The sequence below is a fragment of the Microbacterium sp. MMO-20 genome (assembly GCF_037147735.1).
In the GTDB taxonomy this organism is placed as follows: Bacteria; Actinomycetota; Actinomycetes; order Actinomycetales; family Microbacteriaceae; genus Microbacterium.
In genome coordinates this window covers 84,254-107,007 of record NZ_JBBCUU010000007.1, presented here as the reverse complement: position 1 = coordinate 107,007, position 22,754 = coordinate 84,254, and the positions used below count along the sequence as shown (strand labels likewise).

At 70.9% G+C, this 22,754-nt stretch carries 15 protein-coding genes; 3 read left to right on the top strand and 12 right to left on the bottom strand.

Annotated elements, in window-relative coordinates; genetic code table 11:
- Window positions 1-154: 154 nt before the first annotated feature.
- Window positions 155-3,859 carry a proline dehydrogenase family protein gene (locus WFI52_RS10430; RefSeq protein ID WP_442927743.1) on the bottom strand — a complete coding sequence of 1,235 codons (3,705 nt, stop codon included), beginning with the start codon at window positions 3,857-3,859 and terminating at the stop codon, window positions 155-157.
- Between the two features lie 90 nt (window positions 3,860-3,949).
- Here WFI52_RS10430 and WFI52_RS10425 point away from each other — a divergent pair, with 90 nt between their 5' ends.
- Window positions 3,950-4,849, top strand: a complete 900-nt coding sequence (locus WFI52_RS10425; protein ID WP_336626372.1) for a LysR family transcriptional regulator — start codon at window positions 3,950-3,952, stop codon at window positions 4,847-4,849.
- Between the two features lie 19 nt (window positions 4,850-4,868).
- Here the strand turns inward: WFI52_RS10425 and WFI52_RS10420 are convergent, their stop codons facing one another.
- On the bottom strand, window positions 4,869-5,429 hold the full coding sequence (locus WFI52_RS10420; RefSeq protein WP_336626373.1) for an acyl-CoA thioesterase: 561 nt from the start codon (window positions 5,427-5,429) through the stop codon (window positions 4,869-4,871).
- Window positions 5,430-5,483: 54 nt separating this feature from the next.
- Between WFI52_RS10420 and WFI52_RS10415 the strand changes: the two genes are divergently transcribed.
- On the top strand, window positions 5,484-5,990 hold the full coding sequence (locus tag WFI52_RS10415) for a GNAT family N-acetyltransferase (protein ID WP_336626374.1): 507 nt from the start codon (window positions 5,484-5,486) through the stop codon (window positions 5,988-5,990).
- Window positions 5,991-6,079: 89 nt separating this feature from the next.
- Here WFI52_RS10415 and WFI52_RS10410 read toward each other — a convergent pair whose 3' ends face one another.
- The 5 genes from WFI52_RS10410 to WFI52_RS10390 form a co-directional block, all read right to left on the bottom strand.
- Window positions 6,080-7,099, bottom strand: a complete 1,020-nt coding sequence (locus WFI52_RS10410) for a cytochrome b/b6 domain-containing protein (protein WP_336626375.1) — start codon at window positions 7,097-7,099, stop codon at window positions 6,080-6,082.
- Window positions 7,100-7,740: 641 nt separating this feature from the next.
- Entirely contained in the window at window positions 7,741-8,730 is a 990-nt protein-coding gene (locus tag WFI52_RS10405; RefSeq protein ID WP_336626376.1) for an electron transfer flavoprotein subunit alpha/FixB family protein, read from the bottom strand.
- Window positions 8,731-8,740: 10 nt separating this feature from the next.
- A complete protein-coding gene (locus WFI52_RS10400; RefSeq protein WP_336626377.1) occupies window positions 8,741-9,517 on the bottom strand; it encodes an electron transfer flavoprotein subunit beta/FixA family protein in 777 nt (258 codons plus the stop codon).
- A gap of 68 nt (window positions 9,518-9,585) precedes the next feature.
- Entirely contained in the window at window positions 9,586-10,362 is a 777-nt protein-coding gene (locus WFI52_RS10395) for an enoyl-CoA hydratase-related protein (protein ID WP_336626378.1), read from the bottom strand.
- Between the two features lie 31 nt (window positions 10,363-10,393).
- Window positions 10,394-11,551, bottom strand: coding sequence for an acyl-CoA dehydrogenase family protein (locus WFI52_RS10390; RefSeq protein ID WP_336626379.1), 1,158 nt, complete (start codon window positions 11,549-11,551; stop codon window positions 10,394-10,396).
- A gap of 190 nt (window positions 11,552-11,741) precedes the next feature.
- Here WFI52_RS10390 and WFI52_RS10385 point away from each other — a divergent pair, with 190 nt between their 5' ends.
- Entirely contained in the window at window positions 11,742-15,413 is a 3,672-nt protein-coding gene (locus WFI52_RS10385; RefSeq protein ID WP_336626380.1) for a choice-of-anchor I family protein, read from the top strand.
- Between the two features lie 66 nt (window positions 15,414-15,479).
- Here the strand turns inward: WFI52_RS10385 and WFI52_RS10380 are convergent, their stop codons facing one another.
- From WFI52_RS10380 to WFI52_RS10360, 5 genes are all read right to left on the bottom strand, one after another.
- Complete coding sequence (locus WFI52_RS10380) at window positions 15,480-16,664, bottom strand: bifunctional 2-methylcitrate synthase/citrate synthase (RefSeq protein WP_442927742.1); 1,185 nt, start codon at window positions 16,662-16,664, stop codon at window positions 15,480-15,482.
- Between the two features lie 2 nt (window positions 16,665-16,666).
- A complete protein-coding gene (gene prpB, locus WFI52_RS10375) occupies window positions 16,667-17,581 on the bottom strand; it encodes a methylisocitrate lyase (protein WP_336626382.1) in 915 nt (304 codons plus the stop codon).
- Window positions 17,581-19,101 carry an MmgE/PrpD family protein gene (locus WFI52_RS10370; protein ID WP_336626383.1) on the bottom strand — a complete coding sequence of 507 codons (1,521 nt, stop codon included), beginning with the start codon at window positions 19,099-19,101 and terminating at the stop codon, window positions 17,581-17,583. Before WFI52_RS10370 ends, prpB begins: the two co-directional genes overlap by 1 nt.
- Window positions 19,098-19,751 carry a GntR family transcriptional regulator gene (locus tag WFI52_RS10365; RefSeq protein ID WP_336626384.1) on the bottom strand — a complete coding sequence of 218 codons (654 nt, stop codon included), beginning with the start codon at window positions 19,749-19,751 and terminating at the stop codon, window positions 19,098-19,100. Before WFI52_RS10365 ends, WFI52_RS10370 begins: the two co-directional genes overlap by 4 nt.
- Window positions 19,752-19,822: 71 nt before the next feature.
- Window positions 19,823-22,738, bottom strand: coding sequence for an aminotransferase (locus WFI52_RS10360; protein WP_336626385.1), 2,916 nt, complete (start codon window positions 22,736-22,738; stop codon window positions 19,823-19,825).
- Window positions 22,739-22,754: the final 16 nt, after the last annotated feature.

The window sequence follows — 22,754 nt, the reverse complement described above, 5'->3', positions numbered from 1 at the left end:
TCAGGGACTCCGCGATGCGGTCGTCCAACTGTCGCCATCGGCGCTCCCCAGATGCGCCACTCACATGCTGACTCCCGTCGGACGCCCACGCCAGAAAGATAAGTTCTTTCTTCTATCGGCGTCTTGCTGCACCGCATCCATCAACCCGCAGGCGTCAGATGACCGCCTCGCTCCACCGATCCGGGTTGCCGAAGCGATGCGCCGTGATCGACACGGACTGCTCGTGCAGGAAGGGCAGCAGCTCGAGGCGACCGGCGGTCGTGACCTCGTGGGCGTACAGCGCGAGGTCGGGGTCGCCCCCGGTCGCGGCGGCGAGCGCCTCCTGCAGCGCCTCGGACGTCGCGGGCGCACCCGCACGCCCGACGACGCGCACGCGACCGGTGCCCCCCGCGCTGCGCTCGTGGCGCACGCGGGCGATCCACTCGTCGTCGGTCTCGACGAAGACCGGCGCGTCGAGTTCTCCGAGCGCGCGTCGCACCGGGCCGGGGAGGCCGACGGGAGCGCTCAGGCTGAACTGTCCGCCCGCACGCACACCCGCGACAACCACGCGCAGGACGGACTGCCATGTGGCATCGGCCGTGGCCCGCACCGCGACCGGCACGGATCGGTACCGGAAGAGATTCCGCTCCACCCCGAGCCGCGACACGTCGCGCACGCGACCGAACTCGCGGTCCCACATGACGGCATCCGACAGCGCGCCGCGGCGCAGCCACTCGAACCCTTCGTAATCGAGTGAGGGCTGCGCCGCCTCGATGAGGTCGGTGATGCGGGTGTCGAGCCCACGCAGGTGCAGCGTCGATGACGGCGCCCCGCCCGACGTCGCCCGCCACGAACCGAGGCCGATCAGGTAGTTCGGGCCGCCCGCCTTGGTCCCCGCGCCCACCGAGGAGCGCTTCCATCCGCCGAACGGCTGGCGCTGCACGATCGCCCCCGTGATGCCGCGGTTGACGTAGAGGTTGCCCGCCTGCACCTCATCGAGCCAGAGTTCGAGGTCGGCCGGGTCCTGCGTGTAAAGCCCCGCCGTCAGTCCGTACGCGACTGCGTTCTGCAGGTCGATCGCCTCCGCGAGCGACGACGCGTGCATCACACCCATGACGGGGCCGAAGAACTCCTCGAGGTGCATGCGCGAGCCGGGCCTCACCCCCGTGCGGATGCCGGGGCGCCACAGCCGCTCGGAGTACTCGGCGGGCGCGCCGTCGACGAGGCGCGGCTCGACGAGCCATTGCTCGCCCTCATCGAGCGTCGTGAGCGCCCACGCGAGCTTGCCCTGCGGCGGCTCGATGACGGGGCCGACCTCGCTGCGCGGGTCGGAGGGCGGGCCGACGCGCAGCGACTCGGTGGCATCCACCAGCTGCCGCGCGAAGCGCGCGGAGCGCGCGACAGGCCCGACGAGGATCGCGAGCGACGCCGCCGAACACTTCTGGCCCGCATGCCCGAAGGCGCTCTTGACGAGGTCGGATGCCGCGAGGTCGAGATCGGCCGACGGCATGACGATCATCGCGTTCTTGCCGCTCGTCTCGGCGAGGAGCGGCAAGTCGGGGCGCCACGAGCGGAAGAGCGCCGCCGTCTCCCACGAGCCGGTGAGGATGACGCGGTCGACCCTCTCGTGGGCGATGAGCTGGCGCCCGAGCTCGCCCTCGTCGATGTCGACGAGGGCGAGGACGTCGCGCGGGATGCCGGCGGCATCCAGCGCCTCCCAGACCGCCTCGGCGACCACGGCGGCGCAGCGTCGCGCCGGCGGCGCCGGCTTGAACACGACGCCCGAGCCCGCCGCGAGAGCAGCCAGCACGCCGCCGGCGGGGATCGCGATGGGGAAGTTCCACGGTGGCGTGACGACCGTGAGGCGGGCGGGAACGAAGACGGCGCCGGGCACGCGGTCGAGTTCCTTCGCCGTCGCGGCGTAGTAGGAGGCGAAGTCGACCGCCTCGCTCACCTCGACGTCGGCTTCGGCGAAGACTTTGCCCGTCTCGGACGCGGCGACCTCGATGAGCTCACCGCGACGACTCTCCAGCGCGCGGGCGACGGCCTGGAGGACGGCGCTGCGCTCGGCGGCGGGGCGCGCACCCCACCCCTCGGCGGCGTGGCGCACGCTCTGCACGACCTCCTCGAGCGATTCCTCGCTGTCGACCCGCGCCGCGGCGATCGTCTCATCGCCCGCCGTCGAGGTCTCGACGCGCGCGAGGATCCGGGCGGACCACGCCCGGTTCGCGGGAAGAGCGGGGTCGCTGTCGGGTGCGTTGGCGAAGCCGACGGCGCCGGATGCCACGGCTCCGGATTCGCGCGCCGAGAACACCGCGGTCTCCACCCAGTCGTCACCGAAGCCGGCGGGCTCGTCGGCGTCGTCCTCGTCCTCGCCGCGCGCGGCCGCGCGCGCGATCGACAGAACCGCCTGCGTGAGGTCGCCGTCTTCGGCGCCGGGGCGGGTGAGGGCGGGCGCAGCAGCCTCGGGCACGGCGGTGCGGTCCTGGCGGCGGTTCGGCTCCGCCGGCAGCGACGGGTCGTGGGCACGCGCGACGGAGGCGAGGAAGCGGTCGCGCTCCCGCGCGAACATCGCCTCATCCGTCCCGAGCTCGAACACAGCGGAGAGGAAGTTGTCACTCGACGCGTTCTCCTCGAGGCGCCGAACGAGGTAGCTGATCGCGACGTCGAACTCGTCGGGCCGCACGACCGGAACGTACAGCAGAACGTGCCCGACCTCGCGCGCGACCGCATCGACCTGCCCCTGGGCCATACCGAGCAGCATCTCGAACTCGATCGCCTCCCGCACGCCGCGCTCCCCCGCGAGCAGCCACGCGTAGGCGATGTCGAAGAGGTTGTGTCCGGCGACGCCGAGACGCACCGCGCGGGTGTGCTCGGGCCGCAGCGCTTCGTCGAGGCAGCGCAGATAGGAGGCATCCGAGTCGAGCTTGGACGCGTGCGTCGCCTGCTCCCAGCCGTGCATCACGGCATCCACGTGTTCCATCGCGAGGTTCGCGCCCTTCACGAGGCGCACCTTGATGCGGGCGCCGCCCGCGTCGACGCGCTCCTGTGCCCATGCCGTGAGCCGGCGGAGCGCAGGCAGGGCGTCGGGGAGGTACGCCTGCAGCACGATGCCCGCCTCGAGGCCCGTGAGGCGCGGGTCTTCGAGGATGCGGGTGAAGACCGCGATCGTGAGGTCGAGGTCGCGGTACTCCTCCATGTCGAGGTTGAGGAAGGTGCCGTCCGACGCCGCGGTCAGGTAAAGCGGGAGCAGGCGTTCGACGACGGCATCCACCGTCTCGTCGAAGGCCCACATCGAGATGTGGCTCACGATCGCCGAGACCTTGACCGAGACGTAGTCGACGTCGCTCCGCCGGACGAGGTCGTGGATGCCGTCGAGGCGGCGGCGCGCTTCCTTCTCGCCGAGCACCGCCTCGCCGAGGAGGTTGAGGTTCAGTCGCGCACCCGACTCGCGGATCGTGGCGAGCGCGGGGCCGAGCTTGTCGGGTCGGGCGTCGACGACGAGGTGCCCGACCATCTCGCGGAGCACGCGGCGGGCGATCGGCACGACGGGGGCCGGCAGCACCGGCGCGACGGCACCGCCCGTGCGGACGGCGGCGCGAAGATACCACGGCAGGAAGTCGGGGACGAGCGGAGCGACGCGCTGCAGGTTGGATGCCGCGGCGGCGAGCGACTCGGGGCGCATGACGCCGTCGACGAAGCCGATCGTGAAGGGCAGACCGTTCGGATCCTTGAGCACCCCGGCGAGTCGCTCCGCGGCGGGGTTCACCGGCGCGTCCGCCGACTCGGTGACCCAGCGCTGCGCGAGCGCGACGGCCTGATCGGCGAGGTCGGGGGCGGCGTCGTGTGGGGTCACGGTCCCAGACTGCACTGTCGTCATGCGTTCAGGATGCAGCACGCGTACAGTTCGACAAAAGCGACCTTTTATAACCAGTATTGTTCGTTCTCACCAACGTTTCGAAGAGGGTCAATGTTCGAACTGCGCCGCCTCCGCCTGCTCCACGAGCTGGCACTCCGGGGTACGCTCGCCGCCGTCGCCGACGCGCTCTCCTACAGCCCCTCGACGATCTCGCAGCAGCTCGCGTTGCTCGAGCGCGAGGCCGGCGTCGCGCTCCTCGCACCCGACGGACGTCGCGTGCGGCTGACCGCGCACGGAGCGGCGCTCGCCGAGCACGCCGCGCGCGCTCTCGACGCCGACGAGAAGATCCGCGCAGACCTCGAACTGCTGCAACCGGGCATCGCGCCCGTGCGCGTCGCCGTTCTCCAGACGGCGGCGCGCACGATCATCCCCGCCGCGCTCACGCTCCTCGCCGAGCGCGCCCCCGCTCTGCGGGTCGAGTTGTCCGAGGTTCCCCCCGAGGAAGGCCTCTTCGAGCTGTCGGCGCGTGGCTTCGATCTCGCAATCGCCGAACAGTATCCGGGCCTCACGCGCGCGCACCGGCCCGACCTCGAGAGGCATGTGCTGGGCAGCGACCCCATGCGGCTCGCGACCGCGCGCGGGACCGCCGCACGGATCGGTGACCGCGCACCGCTCGCCGCACTCGCGGGGCATCCATGGGTCATGGAGCCCGCAGGTACGGCGGCGCGGGACTGGGCTGTGCAGCAATGCCGCGCTGCAGGGTTCGAGCCCGAGGTGCGTTTCGAACTCGCCGACCTCGGCGCGCACGTCGCCCTCATCGCCGCGGGACGCGCCGTGGGGATGCTGCCCGACCTCCTGTTCGTCGGCACGCGTTCGCCTCTGGCGCTCGGAGCGCTGCCGGGTGATCCCGCACGCGAGATCTTCACCGCGACCCGCCGCGCGAGCGCTGGTCGACTCGGCATCCAGCTCGTGCAGGAGGCGATCGAGGAGGCTTTCGCCGCCCGGAGCTGACGGCGGGCTCGGCGGTCGGCTACTCCCAGACGCTCGGCGCGGGAGCCTTCGTGGAGGGGAGGGCGGAGCCCGCGGCCCAGTCGCTGATCCAGTCGGGCAGCGGAGGCGTGTCGTCGGGGCGGCCGAGCGCGGCGAAGAGTTCGTCGGTGTTGACGACGCCGCCGCTCTTACGCAGGAACCGGGCGCGCACGATCATCTCTGCGTAGACCTCGCCCCCGACGACCGCACGGTGGATCTGGTAGACGGCCTTGTCGTCGTGTCCGAGGATGCGGGATTCGACCGTGAAGCGCTGCCACAACTCGAGCGACTTGCGGAAGGTGACCGACTCGCTCGCGACGACGGCGTACCAGTCGCGCGCATTCATCGCGTCCCAGATTCCTGTGCGGATGAGCAGGTCGAAGCGCCCCAGATCGAACAGCGACGCGTAGCGCCCGTTGTTCATGTGCATGAGCAGATCGATGTCGGTGGGGAGGGTCGTGAGCCGCACCCGCCCGACGGAGTGGGGCGCGATCGGGCCGCGGCGACGCAGCAGGGTCTTCGCGCGCCAGATCGTCAGGAGAGTCCGCCACCACACATTCACTCGCCGGAGACTAGCCGATTTGGCGTGCGCGCGGGCCGGACGTAGAGTCTGGCCATGGAAGCCGAGCTGAAGACCGACATCGTCGTCCGTCCCGTTCGCGACGTGGATGCCGAGGCCCTGGGGCGCGTGCACGCCACCTGCTGGCATGAGACCTACGACCACCTGATCAGCAAGGCGGCCCTCGAGAACGTCTCGCCCAAGCGCCTCGCCGAGCTCTGGACCCACTGGGCCGCGCAGGGCCCGGAGTTCAAGATGTTCGCCGCGCTGTCCGACGGCGAGATCGTCGGCTTCGTCGGGTCGGGTCCCGCGCGCGACCGCGACGCCCTGCGGGGGCGCGAGCTGTACTTCATCTACCTGCTCGACGCGTTCCACGGCACGGGCACGGGGCAGCGCCTGTTCGATGCCGCCGTCGAGAAGGACGAGCCCGTCTACCTCTGGGTCGCCGACGACAACCCCCGTGCGCACCGCTTCTACACGCGCAACGGCTTCACCCTCGACGGGGCGACCCACACCGAGCCGTTCCTCGGCGAGACGCTGACCGAAGTCCGCTTCGTTCGCTGACGCGCTGTACTCCGCAGAATCGCACGTACTCCGCAGCAGGAAGGGATTCCGCTGCGGAGTACGTCACATTCTGCGGAGTTGAGACGTCCTCAACGGCCGCTGACCGTGCCGAACAACCGCGCGATCGGCGCGAGCACCAGCGGACGCGCCGCGATCCACCCGCCGGCGATGACCGCGAGGGATGCCACGAACATCCAGAACCCCGTCCAGTTGTCGGCATAGGCGACACCGTCGACCGAGCCCTGCGCGGCATACATGTGGTTGAGGTTCCGGAGGGCCCCGGTCGCCAGGACGAGCGCCACGTGGATGATGATGAACACGACGAAGTAGAGCATCACGGGGAAGTGCACCTTGCGCGCCCACTCGATGGGGTACGCGGCGCTGAGCTTCGCATTCTGCTTCGGCCACAGGCCGCTCATGCGGAATCCCGTCGCGATTGCGAGGGGCGCGGCGAGGAACACCGTGGAGAAGTACGCGATCTGCTGCAGCGCGTTGTAGTTCACCCAGCCGTTCTCGGTCGGCCAGTCGAGAGAGACGTACTGCAGGGCCGCTGACAGCGCGTTGGGGAAGACTTCCCAGCTCGTCGGAACGATCCGCATCCACTGCCCGGTCGCGAACAGCAGGACGACGAACACCGCGCCGTTGACGATCCAGAGCAGGTCGAGAGACTGGTGGAACCAGATCGTGAGGCTGACTTTCCCCTTCTTGTCGCGCCGCGGCGTCCAGAAGACGGCGGGCCGCTTCTCGGCGCGGATCGTGAGGCCCGTCCGGATGATCAGCACCATCAGGAACACGTTGAAGAAATGCTGCCACCCGAGCCACGCCGGGATGCCGACAGGGGCACCCTCGGGCAGGTGGTACTCGCCGGGGTAGGTCACCAGGAAGTCCTGCATGAACGAAAGGCTCAGGAACCAGCGGACGAGCACGACCGCCATGCCCGCGGCGAAGAGCAGCCCCGCACCGCCGACGATGACCGCACCCGCCCACTGCCCCTTCGTGAAGGGCCCGTAACGCTTCGGCTCGGGCGCGGCCTGCGGACGGTGCGTCGCCGCCCGCCCCGGCCACACCGTACGCGTGAACGGCAGCGGCGCCCGCGGCCCCTCCGCCACAACCCCCGAGGGTGCGCTCGTTTGAGCCGAGGGTGCACTCGTTTGAGCCGAAGGTGCACTCGTTTGAGCCGAAGGTGCACTCGTTTGAGCCGAAGGTGCATTCGTAGCAGTGGAGGCGGTGCCGGCGGGCGGCCACGGGTCTCCCCCCGCGAGGCGCGGAAGGCCCCGACGCAGTTCGGCGCCCGCCGCTTCGGTAGCGGCGTTGTGCGGGTGAGTGGCCGCGGCACCCACGGTTCGGCGGTTCTGAGCGGAGGACGCGGCATCGCCGGAGGCTTCGATCGCGGCGTCTTGCGGGTGCGTAAGCGTCGCACCCGCCGTTTGGCGCGACTGAGCGGATGCCGGGGCGCCAGCCCCCGCAGCCCGTAGAGCCGGCGGCCACGGCTCCCCGCCCGGCATCCGCGGCAGCCCGCGCCGCAGCGCGACCGGCGATGCACCTTCGGGGGAAACGGATACACCCTCGGAGAAAACAAGTGCACCCTCGGGCGGCGCTTGCGGCGCTTGCGGCGCTTGCGGCGCCTGCGGCGCCTGCGGCGCGGGCGGCGCTTGCGGCGCGGGACCGGTGCCGGCGGGAGGCCACGGATCGCCGCCGGCGGTGCGCGGCAGCCCGCGGCGCAGACTGGACGAGAACGTCGCCACAGGCGTCAGCCCTTCTTGGCGTTGAGGGCGGCGATCAGCTGGGGCACGACCTGGAACACGTCGCCCACGATGCCGTAGTCGGCGATCTCGAAGATCGGGGCATCGCCGTCCTTATTGATCGCGACGATGGTCTTCGCGGTCTGCATGCCCGCCTTGTGCTGGATCGCACCCGAGATCCCGAGCGCGACGTACAGCTGCGGCGCGACCGACACGCCGGTCTGCCCGACCTGGTGCGAGTAGGGGATGTAGCCGGCATCCACCGCCGCACGCGACGCGCCGACCGCGGCGCCGAGCGCATCGGCGAGTTCCTCGACGAGCGCGAATTTCTCCGCGGAGCCGAGTCCCCGCCCGCCCGAGACGACCTTCGCCGCTCCGCGCAGTTCGGGGCGCGACGAGGTCGCGACCTCCGCCGTGAACGACGCGATCCGCGCCGCCGGCATGCCCGAGGCCGTCACCTCGAGAGCTTCGACGACGGGGGATGCCACGGCCTCGGCCCGCGCGTCGATCGCACCCTGGCGCACCGTCACAACGAGAGCGCCGAACGTCGGCGCCGAGGTCGCGTTGAACGCCCCGCCGTAGACGGAGTGCTGCGCGAGCACGCCCTCGTCGTCACGCGCGACTCCGACCGCGTCGACCGCGAGCGCAAGCTGTCGCCGGGCGGCGAGCCGCCCCGCGACGTCGCGCCCCTCGATCGAGTTCGAGACGAGCACCGCGTCGGGCTGTACGAGGTCGTAGGCGGATGCCGCGGCATCCACGATCGGCACCGTCAGCGCCTGATCGGCGCCGCCGAGCCCCGCGACGAGCACCGCCCGCGCGCCGAGCTCGCCCGCCGCAGCGGCGAGGGCCGCGTGCGCCTCTTCGGCGGCGACGATGAGTGCGACGGGCGTGCCGATCTGCGCGGCGGCGCCCAGAAGGCCTGCCGACGACGATGCGAGCGCACCATCGGGGGTGACGTCCAGAAGGACGAGAATCGAATCCGCAGCGAACTCCGCCATGGTGTGCCCCTTACGCCAGTCGGTTCTCGATGAGGTACGCGGCGAGTTTCTCGCCGGCATCCCCCTCGTCGGTGATCTTGATGCCGGCTCCGCGGGGCGGCTTCTCGCTCACGGCGGTCATGATCGACTGCGGGGCGGATGCCGGGTCGACGTCGACGTCGAGGTCGGCGAGCGACACCGTCTCGAACGGCTTCTTCTTCGCGGCCATGATGCCCTTGAAGTTCGGGAACCGCGCGTCGGGCAGGGCCTCGGTGATCGAGATGACCGCGGGGAGCGTCGCGCTGACCTGAGCCGTGCCTGCATCCGTTGCGCGCGTGCCCGACACCCCGGAGTCCGAGATCTCGACAGCCGACAGCGCCGTCGCCTGCGCGACGCCGAGGTACTCGGCGAGCATCGCCGGCAGCACGCCGCCCGACCCGTCCGTCGACAGGTTGCCCGTGATGACGAGGTCGAATCCGGCGCGCTGCACGGCGGCGGCGAGCACGCGCGCCGTGACGCCGAGGTCGGCGCCCGCAAGACCCGGGTCGACGACCTGCAGCGCGGAAGCCGCACCCATCGCGAGGCCCTTGCGAACGGTCGCGGCGGCGTCCTCGGAGGCCATCGACACGACCTGGACCTCGGTGCCCGGATTCGCATCGGCGTAGCTCAGGGCGACTTCGAGAGCACGCTCGCCGATCTCATCGAGCACCCGCTCCGACGCGGCGCGATCAGCAAGGCCCGTCTCCAGGCTCAGCTTCCGATCACCGTAGGTATCGGGGACTTCTTTGACCAGCACCACGATCTTCATCGCATCTCCTTCGCGCTGCTCCCATCATAGAAGATGGGACTCGGTTTCACGCAATGCGGGACTGAGGGTCACCGGTTCGTGAACTCCGGCGGACGCTTCTCGCGGAAGGCGGCCATGCCCTCCTTCTGGTCCTCCGTGTCGAAGAGAGCGGAGAACGCGTGCTTCTCGAACCGCAAGCCCTCGGCGAGCGAGCTCTCCAGAGCGGCATCCAGCGCTGCTTTCGCGGCAAAGAGGGCGACGAGCGATTTGTCGGCGATGGATGCCGCGACTTTCTCGGTCTCGGCGAGGAGGTCGGTCGCGGGGATGACACGCGACACGAGACCCGCCGTCGCGGCCTCGGCCGCCGTCAGGAGGCGCCCCGTGAGCACGAGGTCCGCGGCGACGTACGGCCCGACGGCGCGGACGAGGCGCTGCGTACCTCCCATCCCCGGGATCACCCCGAGGGTGATCTCGGGCTGGCCGAAGCGCGCCGTGTCGGCCGCGAGGATGATGTCGCACATCATCGCGAGCTCGCACCCGCCGCCGAGCGCGTATCCCGACACCGCCGCAACGACCGGCGTCCGCACGGCCGCGAACCGCCCCCAGGCGCCGAAATGGTCGTCCATGAGCATCTCGCGCCCGGACTTCTGCTCCATCTCCTTGATGTCGGCGCCCGCCGCGAACGCCCGCTCGCTGCCTGTCACGACGATCGCGCCGATCGCCTCGTCGGCGTCGAACGCCTCGGCCGCGGCGACGACGTCGCGCATGACCTGCGAGTTCAGGGCATTCAGGGCCTCGGGTCGGTTCAGCGTGATCCAGCCGACGCGCCCGCGCGTCTCGACGAGGATCGTCTCGTAGTCGCTCATGTCGCCAGTCTTCCAGCTCGGGCCGGGCCGGTTATGCCCCGACGACGCCGCGGCCGATGACGACACGCATGATCTCGTTCGTTCCTTCCAGGATCTGGTGCACGCGCAGATCGCGCACGACCTTCTCAATGCCGTACTCCTGCAGGTAGCCGTACCCGCCGTGGAGCTGCAGCGCCCGATTGGCGATCTCGAACCCGGCATCCGTCGCGAAGCGCTTCGCCATCGCGCATTGGACGGCGACGTCGGGTGCGTCCTCGTCGATCGCTCGAGCGGCGCGCTCGACGAGCGCTCGCGCGGCGACGAGCTCCGTCGCCATGTCGGCCAGGGCGAACACGACCGACTGTCGTTCGGCGAGCGCCTCCCCGAACGTGAAGCGCTCGTGCACATACCGTACGGCGCGGTCGAGCGCCCACTGCGCACCGCCGAGCGAGCAGGCGGCGATGTTGACGCGCCCGCCGTTCAGCCCTTTCATCGCGATCCGGAAGCCTCCGCCGACTTCGCCGAGCACAGCGGATGCCGGGACGCGCACCTCGTCGAGGATGACCTGACGCGTCGGCTGAGCGTTCCACCCCATTTTGTGCTCGTTGGGCCCGAAGCTCAGGCCCGCGACCTCCGCCGGAACGAGGAATGCGGTCACGCCTTTCGCGCCCGGCTCACCGGTGCGCGCCATCACGACGTAGACGGATGCCTCGCCGGCGCCCGAGATGAACTGCTTGACCCCCGTCAGGACGTACTCGTCGCCGTCGGCGATGGCGCTCGTCGTGATCGCCGCGGCATCCGAGCCCGCACCCGGCTCGGTGAGGCAATAGGCCCCGAGATCGCGCAGCGTCGCAAGCCGCGGCAGCCACTGCTCGCGCTGCGCCGGCGTGCCGTTCCGATCGATCATCCACGCGACCATGTTGTGGATCGTGATGTACGCCGCGATCGTGGGGTCGCCCATCGCCAGCGCTTCGAAGATCGCTGCGGCATCCTCGCGCCGCAGGCCCGTGCCGCCGACGTCCTCGCGCACGTACAGTGCACCGAGGCCGAGCTCGCCCGCTTCGGCGAGCACGTCCCTCGGGAAGTGCTTGCGGCGGTCCCAGTCGAGCGCATTCGGCGCGAGCCGCGCGGCGGCGAACTCGCGGACGGCGTCCAGGATGGCGTCCCGCTCTTCCGCGGAGAGCGCGGCGGGTACGGCAGTCATGCTCATGTAGTCACGTCCTCGTGAGACAAATCGACATCTTCGTCAGCGCCCGGTAGGGCACATTGCTCAGTCTACGCGGTCCCCGCCAGGAATGTGAGAGGGCACGAGTCGCCGGCTGTTCACCACCGCGTCAGACGGTCGCCACACGGCGTGGGTAGTCAGGATCCATCCCCGCCCCACCGATCTGAGGACATCCATGCCTTCGCCTGCTCGACGCCGCGTGCTCGGCGCGGCCACCACGGCCGCACTCGTATGCACGCTCGCCCTGACACCGCTCGTGACCCCGACGTCCGCGCTCGCGGCGGACCCGCCCGCCGTTCCGGTCGTGTACTCCGCCGACGATGCGGCGCTCTCGCTGACCCCGATCGGCACCCACGCGACCGGCGTCTTCAGCGCGTCCGCCGCCGAGATCGTCGCGGCGCACGGCGATCGTCTGTTCGTCGTCGATGCCCAGGCCGGCGCCGTGAGCGTGCTCGACTACTCCGATCCGACCGCTCCGACGAAGCTCTTCGCCATCGCGGCGGACGGCGTCGCCAACTCCGTCGCCGTCCGTGCCGACGGGCTCGGCGTCATCGCGCTGGAGAGCCCTGTGAAGACCGATCCGGGCACGCTCGTCTTCTTCGACGCGGATGCCGGGGCACCCGCGATCCTCGGCAGCGTCGTCGTCGGCGCCCTTCCCGACATGGTGACCATCACCCAGGACGGCCGCTTCGCGGTCGTCGCGAACGAGGGCGAGCCCGCGGCCGACTTCTCGGTCGACCCCGAGGGGTCCGTCGGGGTCGTGACCCTGCCGGCCGGAAAGACCGCGCCGGCGCAGGCGGATGTCCGCATCGCAGGATTCGGCGCTTACGAGGGTGCGAACCTGCCGGCCGGGGTGCGGGTCTTCGGCCCCGACGTCGCCGCGCCCGACCAGGGTGACCGCCCGCTCGCGGACAATCGCGTCAGCCGCAACCTCGAGCCGGAGTACATCACCGTCGACGGGGCCACCGCTTACGTTGCGGTCCAGGAGGCGAACGCGATAGCGGTCGTCGACCTCGCGTCCGCGGCTGTCACCGACCTCTACTCCCTCGGCTTCAAGGATCACGGCGCCGTCGGCAACGGGCTGGATGCCAGCGACCGCGACAGCGCGATCCGCATCCAGACGTATCCGGGCCTGAAGGGCATCTACATGCCCGACGGCGTGAACTCCTACCAGGCGGACGGTCGGACCTACCTCGTCACCGCCAACGAGGGCGACGCCCGCGAATGGGGCTCCTACATCGACGAGGCCCGCGTGAAGGACCTGGGCAAGAAGGGACTCGCCGCCGTGTGCTCCGACAGCCCTCTCGCCGCGCTCAAGGGCGATGCCGACCTCGGACGCCTGAAGGTCGCCACCGACCTCGGTGTCGCGGCCGGTGCCGACTGCTACAGCGAGCTGTACAGCTACGGCGGTCGATCGTTCTCGATCTGGACCACCGACGGTCAGCGCGTCTTCGACTCGGGCGACGGCTTCGAACAGGTCCTCGCCGACGCCGTCCCCGACTACTTCAACTCCGGCCACGACGAGACGGGCTTCGACACCCGCAGCGCGTCGAAGGGCCCCGAGCCCGAGAGCGTCGCGATCGGCGAGGTCAACGGGCGCACCTACGCATTCGTGGGTCTCGAGCGGATGGGCGGCGTGATCGTCTACGACATCACCGACCCCGCGGCATCCGCCTTCGTCACCTACATCAACAACCGCGACTTCTCGGCGGGCAAAGCGCCGAGCGCCGCGTCGCTCGACCTCGGCGCCGAGGGCGTCACGTTCATCCCCGCTGCGCAGTCGACGACGGGTCAGCCGCTCCTGGCCGTCGCCAACGAGGTGTCCGGGACGACCACGCTGTTCGCGATCGACGACGGCATGACCGACGTACGAATCCTCACCGTCAACGACTTCCACGGGCGTCTGGAGGCAGGCTCGGGCGGCGTCGCCGGCGCGGCCGTCGTCGCCGGAGCCGTCGCCGCCAAGAAGGCAGAGAACCCGAACACGCTGTTCGTCTCGGCCGGCGACAACATCGGCGCCTCGACGTTCACGTCGTTCATCCAGCAGGACGAACCGACGATCGAGGCACTGCGTGGGGCGGGTCTGGATGTCAGCGCCGTCGGCAACCACGAGTTCGACCAGGGTTTCGACGACCTGACGGGGCGCGTGCGCACGCTCTGGGGCGGCGGCGACGCAGCCGCCGGCGACCCTTACACGCTCGGCGCGAACGTGTACCTGAAGGGCACGCAGACCCCCGCGCTCCCCGAGTACACCGTCGAGGAGACCGGCGGCGTGCGCGTGGCGTTCATCGGCACCGTCACCGAGGACACAGCGACGATGGTGAGTCCGGACGGGATCGCGAACATCGAGTTCGGCGACCAGCTCGAGGCCGCGAACCGGGTCGCGGCGGAGATCTCCGACGGCGACCTCGCCGACGTCACGGTCCTGCTGACGCATTCCGGCTCGGCGACGTCGGGCGACTGCGCCGCTGTGGCCGCCGACGCGTCCGACTTCGGCGCGCTCATCCGCGGTGCCTCGGCGGACATCGACGCGATCGTCTCGGCGCACACGCACCAGACGTACAGCTGCGAGGTTCCGGTGAACGGCGCGGGCATGACGCGTCCGGTCATCCAGGCCGCGCAGTACGGGCAGTCGATGGGCCAGCTCGACCTGCAGGTCGACAGCGCTACGCACGAGCTGGTCGGCATCTCCAGCTCCGTGTTCCCGCTTGCCGGAGCCTTCCCCGCAGACCCCGACGTGGCGCAGATCGTCCAGGACGCCGTCGCGGTCGCCAAGGAGAAGGGCGCCGTCCGGGTCGGATCGATCACGGCCGACATCCTGCGCGGCGGCACCCCGGCCGGCAGCGACCGCGGCGTCGAGTCGTCGATGGGCAACACGCTCGCGGACATGTACCTGTGGGCGACCTCCGGCGAGGCCTACGCGGGGAGGCCGGCGCAGATCGGCATCATCAACCCGGGTGGTCTGCGCGACGACCTGCGGTTCGGCGCCGACGGCACCGTCACGTACCGCGACATCGCGAATGTCCAGCCGTTCGCGAACACGATCGTCACCGTCGAGCTCACCGGCGCGCAGCTGAAGCACGTGCTCGAGGAGCAGTGGCAGCCCCGGGCGGAGCGCCCCAAGCTCCACCTGGGCCTTTCCAAGGGATTCCGCTACGTCTTCGACGATGCGGCGCCCGCGGGAGGCCACGTGTCCTCGATGACGCTCGACGGCGAGGAGATCGCGCCGAGCGACTCCGTCGTGGTGGCGACCAACTCGTTCCTCGCGGCCGGAGGCGACGGCTTCACGACGTTCGCCGCCGGCGCGGACCGCACGGACACCGGTCAGGTGGATCTGGCCGCATCCGTGGCGTACTTCGCCGCGAACAGCCCGCTCTCGCCGGCGGCGCTCGGCCGCGCCGTCCCGGCGTCGGACGAGGGAACGGATCCGGCGGGCCCGACGGACGAGGAGCTCGGCGCAGCACTCGAGGCGGCGGACATCGACTACGGCTCCGGCCGCGTCGCGGCCGGGGGCTCGTTCACGGTGACGATCACGGGGCTGCTGGCCGGCCAGCAGGTCGCGGCGACGCTCTTCAGCGACCCGATCGTCGTCACGGGCATCCCCGCGGCGGACGCGAGCGGACGCGTGACGTTCGCGGTGAAGGTCCCGGCGGGGCTCGCTCCGGGGGCGCACACTCTCGTGCTCACGTCGGGCACGGGCGAGGTGCGCCTCGCGGTGACCGTCCTCGCGAACGGGACGCTCGCCGCCACCGGCGGATCGTTCCCGATCGGATTCGTGGCGGTCCTCGCGGTCGGTGTGCTCATCGCAGGTCTCGTGATGATGCGGCGCCGCCCCGCCGTCGCCTGACCTCAGACGTGAAACGACCCCCGGATGCCTCGGCATCCGGGGGTCGTTGCGCGCGGCCCGTCGGCGTCAGAGCTCCGCTTCGGCGGCGCGCAGCGCGATCGCCGACGTGCCGACCTCGTCGACGAAACCGTCGATGTGGCGCTCGTCGTGGCCGGTGTACTCCGACAGCGGACGGATGAGGGCGTTGGATGCCGCCTGCTCCATGATGTGCGCCGTCCAACCCACGACCCGCGCCGCGACGAACAGCGGCGTGAAGGTGAGCGTGTCGAAGCCCATCAGGTTGTAGGCGGGCCCCGAGGGGTAGTCGAGGTTGGGGTAGATGCCCTTCCGCTCGACGAACTCGCGCTCGAGCGTCGCGTACAGGGCCTCGACATCGGGACGGTCGTAGTACGCGATCAGCGTGTCGAGCGCCGCCTTCATGGTCGGCACGCGCGAGTCGCCGCGCTTGTAGACGCGGTGCCCGAAGCCCATGATCTTGCGCTTGTGCGCCAGGGCGTCGTCGAGCCACGGTACGACGTTGTCGGCGTCGCCGATCTCGTCGAAGATGTGCAGCACCGCCTCGTTCGCGCCGCCGTGCAGCGGACCCTTCAGCGCACCGATCGCGCCGACGACGGCCGAGTACAGGTCGCTCAGGGTCGAGGTGATGACGCGGGCCGTGAAGGTCGACGCGTTGAACGAGTGCTCCGCGTAGAGGATCATCGACCGGTTGAAGGCGTCCACGACGACGTCGTCGAACTCCTCGCCGAAGGTCATCCAGAGGAAGTTGGCGGCGTAGTCCAGGTCGTCCCGCGGCGCGATGAGCTCCTGCCCACGACGACGACGCTGGCCGTACGCGACGATCGCGGGGAGCGCCGCGAACAGGCGGATGCTGCGGGCGAGGTTGTCCTCGGGCGAGCCCGAGGCATCCAGCACCGACCCGGTGCCGGCGAGGTCGCGCGCACCGAGGACGCTCACGGCCGAGCGGACCTCGTCCATCGGATGCGCATCGAGCGGTGTCAGGTCGATGACGGCCTTGACGTCGCTCTGGAGCGCGCGGTGCTCCCGCTCGGTCGCCCGCAGGGCCGCGAGCTGCGCGGCATCCGGCAGCTCGCCGTTCCAGAGCAGGTACGCAACGGCCTCGGCCGGCTGCGTCGCCGCGAGTTCGTGGACGGGGTAGCCGCGGTAGAGCAGCGAGTTCGTCTCGGGGTTCACCTTGCTGACGGCCGTCACGTCGGCGACGACGCCGGCGAGGCCCTTGTGAATGTCGGACATGCTCACTCCTTCGTGGCGGGGTTCGTGATCTGGAAGGTGAAGACGCTCTGGTCGAAGTGGTTGTACGCCTCGTAGTCGAGCAGGTCGTAGAGATCCGCGCGGTGCTGCATCTCGCCCAGCCGCGACGTGAGGTGACCCTCGTCGTTCAGGGTATCGAGCGCGCGACCGGCCGCACCCATCGCCATCCGCAGGAGCGACACCGGCCAGATGACGATCTGCACACCGGCATCCCGCAGCTGGGAGGTGGAGAACAGGTCGCTCTTGCCGAACTCGGTCATGTTGGCGAGCACCGGCACGTCGACGGCGGATGCCACGGCCTCGAACTCCCCGAGGTCTTTCATCGCCTCGGGGAAGATCGCGTCGGCCCCGGCATCCACGAGCGCCTTCGCGCGGTCGATGGCGGCGTGAAGGCCCTCCACGGCGCGGATGTCGGTGCGCGCCATGATGAGGAAGTTCGGGTCGCGGCGGGCATCCACGGCGGCGCGGATGCGCTTGAGCGCGGTGTCGGTGTCGACGACCTGCTTGCCGTCGAGGTGTCCGCAGCGCTTGGGGTTGACCTGGTCCTCGATGTGGGTGCCGGCAAGGCCCGCGTCTTCGAGGGTCTGAATCGTGCGCGCCACGTTCATCGGCTCACCGAACCCGGTGTCGGCGTCGATGATCGCGGGAAGCTCCGTCACGCGGGCGATCTGCTGCCCGCGCCCGGCGACTTCGGTCAGGGTCGTCAGGCCGATGTCGGGAAGGCCCAGGTCGGCCGAGAGCACCGCTCCCGAGATGTAGACGCCCTCGAAGCCCTTCCGCTCGATGAGCCGGGCGCTCAGCGGATTGAACGCGCCCGGGAAGCGCACGAGCTCCCCCGCGGCGAGCTTCTCGCGCAACAGCCGCCGCTTCTCCGCGGCCGGAGTCTGTGCGTACAGCATCAGAACAGGCCCTTCGGGCTCGCGACGGAGTCGAGGACCCCGGCCTTCGCGACGATGTTGAGCTCCTGCACCTCGGCGGCGGTGAGCTCCGGCAGGCGCTGGGCGAGGTCCAGGAACCGCTCGATCTCCTCGGGCGCGAGCACGGGCTCCGCGAGCAGGCGGAACTTGGCGACGTAGTTCTCCCGTGCGAACGGCCGCGCACCGAGCGGGTGCGCGTCGGCGACGGCGATCTCGTCGGTGAGGACGGTACCGTCCTCGAGCGTGATCTCGACGCGTCCGCCGAACGCCTTCTCGTCGGGGTCCTCAGAGTGGTAGCGGCGCGTCCACTCGGCATCCTCGGCCGTCGTGATCTTGTGCCACAGCGCGACGGTGTCGGGGCGGGCGGCGCGCTCGGGCAGGTACGAGTCGACGTGGTGCCAGCCGCCGTCCTGGAGGGCGACCGCGAAGATGTACGGGATGGAGTGGTCGAGCGTCTCGCGCGAGGCCTTCGGGTCGTACTTCTGCGGGTCGTTCGCGCCCGAGCCGATGACGTAGTGCGTGTGATGCGACGTGTGCAGCACGATCGACGCGACGTCGGCGGGGTCGAAGGATGCCTCGTTATGGAGCTTCCGCGCGAGGTCGATCCACGCCTGCGCCTGATATTCGGCCGAGTGCTCCTTCGTGTACGAGTCCAGGATGGCGCGCTTGGGCTCGCCGGGAGCCGGGAGGGGCACGTCGTAGGAGGCATCCGGCCCGTCGAGCATCCAGGCGATGACGCCGTCCTCGCCTTCGTAGATCGGCGAGGGCGAGGTCTGCCCGCGCATCGCCCGGTCGACGGCCTCGACCGCCATCTTGCCGGCAAAGGCGGGCGCGTGCGCCTTCCAGGTGGAGATCTCGCCCTTGCGCGACTGGCGCGTCGCGGTCGTCGTGTGCAGGGCCTGCGCGACGGCCTGAGAGATCGTCGCCTCGTCGAGATCGAGAAGCGTGCCGATGCCGGCGGCGGCCGACGGTCCGAGGTGAGCGACGTGGTCGATCTTGTGCTTGTGCAGCGAGATGGCGCGCACGAGGTCCATCTGGATCTCGTAGCCCGTCGCGATGGCGCGCACGAGCGCGGCGCCGTCCTTGCCGGCGTGCTGGGCGACCGCGAGGATCGGCGGGATGTTGTCACCCGGGTGGGAGTACTCCGCGGCGAGGAACGTGTCGTGGTAGTCGAGCTCGCGGACGGCCACGCCGTTCGCCCATGCGGCCCACTCGGGGCTCGAGACGGTCTCGTTGGGCTCGCCGAACACGGTCGCGCCGTGGCCGTTCCGCGAGACCGGGTGGTCGAGCGCCTGAGCGCGAGCGGCGACCACGGGGCCGCGGGTGAGCGAAGCCGCGGCGACCGACGCGTTGTCGATGACACGGTTGATGATCATCTCGACGACATCGGCGTCCACGGCGACGGGGTCGGCTGCGACCTGGGCGATCTTGTCGGCGAGCTGATCCTCGCGCGCGAGGTTCTCTTCGCTGCGGTGGACGCGGACGTGGTGGATGACGGTCATGCGGTGGCCTCCGTGGGGTCGGACGTGGGGACGTTGAGGGTGTCGAGGATCGACGTGAGCGCGTTGTGCAGGTGGACGTGCGTGGCGTGTGCGGCGAGCTCCGCGTCGCCCGTCGCGATGGCCGATGCGATCACACGGTGCTCCGCGACGGATGCCGCGAGGCGCTCCGGGTTGTCGCGGGCGAGCCGGCGCACGCGCACGAGGTGGGTGCGCACGTTCTTCAGCGCCGCGGTGAGGTACTCGTTCGCGACGGCGGCATCCAGAGCGCGGTCGAAGCGCGCGATGAGCGCGTAGTACGCGTCGGGGTCCGCAGCGGCATCCGTCGCGGCGAACTCGTCGGCGAGCGTGCGGAAGACATCGCGATCGCCGCGGCTCGCACCGGCGCGCGCCGCGGTCTCTTCGAGTGCGCGGCGCAGTTCGAAGAGGGCCCGGATGTCGCCGGCGTCGATGTCGGTGACGACGGTGACGCGCGGGGATGCCTGGGCGACGAGGCCGTCCGCCGTGAGACGCGAGAGGGCCTCACGCAGGGGCGTGCGGCTGACCCCGAGGCGAGAAGACTGCTCCACTTCGCCGAGGACGGTTCCGGGGCGCAGGTCTCCGGACTGGATCTCGTCCAGCAACGTTGCGTATGCCCGGTCGCTCGCGCGCATCGGTGACCTCCCGAGGAGTCAGTGTATACAAAAATCCCGAAAGTGGCACGTGGTGCGCCACTTTCGACACCTCAGGTATACAAAGACGACAGGACGCGGTCGAGTGCCGCGAGGAACGCGCGCGCCTGGTCGGCGGAGAGGACAAGCGGCGGCTTGACCTTCAGCACGTTCTGCCGTTCGGAGGCGGCTTGCACGATGAAGCCTTCGCGGAGCATCCGCTCGCATACCTCGGCCGCCTCGGCGCGTGCGGGCTCGAGCGTCGCACGGTCACGCACGAGCTCGATGCCCTGGTAGAGCCCGCTGCCGTGAACCGCCCCGATGAGCGGGTGCCTCTCCGCCAGTGCCCGCGCCCCGTCGGAGATCACGGCGCCGACCTCGGCCGCTCGCCGCTGCAGGTCCTCGGCGTCGATGACGTCGAGGATCGCGGCGCCCGCGACGGCGCTCGCCGGGGTGCCGCCGGAGGAGGAGAAGAACGAACCCTCGCGCGCGAGCGCGTCGACGATCTCGCGCCGGGTCAGGACGGCGCCGAGCGGGTAGGCGTTCCCGGCGGCCTTGGCGACCGTGATGATGTCGGGGACGACGCCGTGGAGTTCCGACCCCCAGAACGCCGCACCGAGGCGGCCGTAGCCGACCTGCACCTCGTCGGCGATCATGAGCCCTCCGTGCGCGCGCACGGCGTCGGCGACCGCGGCGAAGTAACCCGCGGGCGGGACCACGCCGCCCGCGTTCCCCAGGACGGGCTCGCAGATGAAGGCCCCGGCCGGGCGTCCCTCGTCGGCGAGGCGCTGCGCAAGGGCGCGCACCTCGTCGGCGTAGCGCTCCCCGGCATCCGGCCCGCGGTGCGCCCCGCGGTAGGCGTTGGGCGCGTCGACGAGGTGCACCCAGTCGGGCCGCGAGGCGGCGGCCCCGGGATTGTCGAACGCGGAGGTCGAGACGGCGTCGGAGGCCGCCGTCCACCCGTGATAGCTCTCACGCACGGCGATGACGTCACGCCGCCCGGTGGCGATGCGCGCGAGGGTGAGGGCGAGGTCGACGGCCTCGGAGCCGCTGTTGACCGGGATGACGGTGTCGAGTGCTGGATCGGGCGCGTGCGCGACGAGCCGCTCGGTGAACTCCGCGTACGCGTCGTAGAGGAAGCGCGAGTTCGTGTTGAGCAGATGCAGCTGCCGACCCACCCGATCGGCGAAGCCGGGGTGGGCGTGACCGATCGCGGTGACGTTGTTGACGAGATCGACATAGGCGCGCCCGCGTGTGTCGACGAGGAGCGCCTGCCACCCGCGCTCGATCTGCGGCGGGTCGGCGTAGAAGCGTTCGGCGGCGGCGCCGATCGCGTTCTCGCGGCGACGGCGCGCACGCCGCTCTTCGCGGATCGGATCAGGGGTGGACCGGATGCCGAGGATCGGGGACGGGTCGGCGGCGCCCGGGCTCTCGTACTCGTCCTCGGGGCCGGCGAAGGGCGCCTCGGGTTCCGCTCCGGCGAGCCGACGGGAGACGACGAGGCGTCCGAGACCGCCCTCGCCCGTTGCTGTCGTGCCGATCAGGGCTCCGGCCGCCACCGGCCCGCTCGCCGCGGCGCCATCCACCCCGCCGACCACCCCGTCGAGGCGGACGACGACAGCGGCATCCCGCAGCTCCACGAACCCGTCGCCGCACGTGAGGACACCTGCGAAGGGGGCATGGATTCCGGCGCCCGGCACCGTCCAGATCTCGACGACCCGGGCGCGCGTGGCTGCGGGGCGGGAGACCTCGGCAGACACCCGGCTCAGCCGCGCCTCTCCGAACCGCGCCGCGACGGCGACCGCGCCGAGATCGGTGAGGGCCTCTGCGGCGAGCGTCGTCTCGACGCCCGGGTCCAGGAACCGTCCCCGGTCGAGCAGAGGGCTCGTGATGCCGAGGTCGAGCACGGTCGGAGGAGAGGATTCGACACCCTCCCCCGCGACGACGAGCCCCGCGTAGACGAGTCCGCGGCGGTGGGGCCGGCCCGCCGCGAGGCGCAGCTGCAGCTCGGCATCCGCCGATGCGACCTGCCGCGCGGCGTCGAACACGCGCCACTCGTGCTCGACGCGCTCGCGCGCGTAGTCGTTGCCGGGGTCGATGCGCAACTGACTCCACCCGCTGACGGCGAGCACCGCTCCGCGCAGCACGACGAGCGGCCAGAGGGCCTGCAGCTCGTCGTCGGTGAGGGGTGAGATCCGGTCGAACCCGGCGACCGCACGACCGACGAGCGTGAGGTCGCCCGTCCGACCGTAGAGATCGGCGCACAGCACCGCGAGCTCGGCGACCCGCCACGACACCGCGGTGTCGCCGAGGTCGATCACCCAGTGCCGGCCGCGACGATCGCGCATGACGTTGTCGGCGGTCACGTCGCCGTGGATGATCTGACGCGGGAGCGACGCCGCGACCGCGGCGAGATCGGCAGCCGCGCCACGGGCCGCCGTGAGGCACAGTTCGCGCCGCTCCTCCGGCAGGTCGCCGATGAGCTGCTCGACGACGGCGAGCGCGTTGCCGAGCTCCCACTGGAGATTGCGGTCGGCTCCCGTCTCCGGAAGCGCGGCGAGCGCGGTGTCGACCTCGGCGGCGAGCTCCCCGAGCTCCTGCGCGTACGCGCCGTCGACCGCCGCGACGTCCGACAGCGGCGCCCCGTCGACGATCTCGAACGCCGCGACCTGCGCCGTCGCGGCGCCGTCGCAGGCGATCTCGGTGGTCCTCGCCCCCGACGCCGTCGCGATCACACGCGGTGTCAGGATGCCGGCCTCCCGCAGGCGATCGGATGCCGCGAGGTACAGCTCGACGGCCTCCGCCGGCACCGAGGGGTGGAAGATCTTCAGCAGCACGCCCGCGCCCGTGGCATCCCGCACGAGGAAGTTGCGGTCCTGCTGGCTGCCGAGCTCGTGCAGCTCAGCGTCCACCCCGTACGCGCTCCGCGCGAGCGCGCGCGTCTGGTCGAGGTCGATCTCGGGCCGGGCCAGCAGCCATGCGTCGGTCATGCGCGTCAGCATAGAG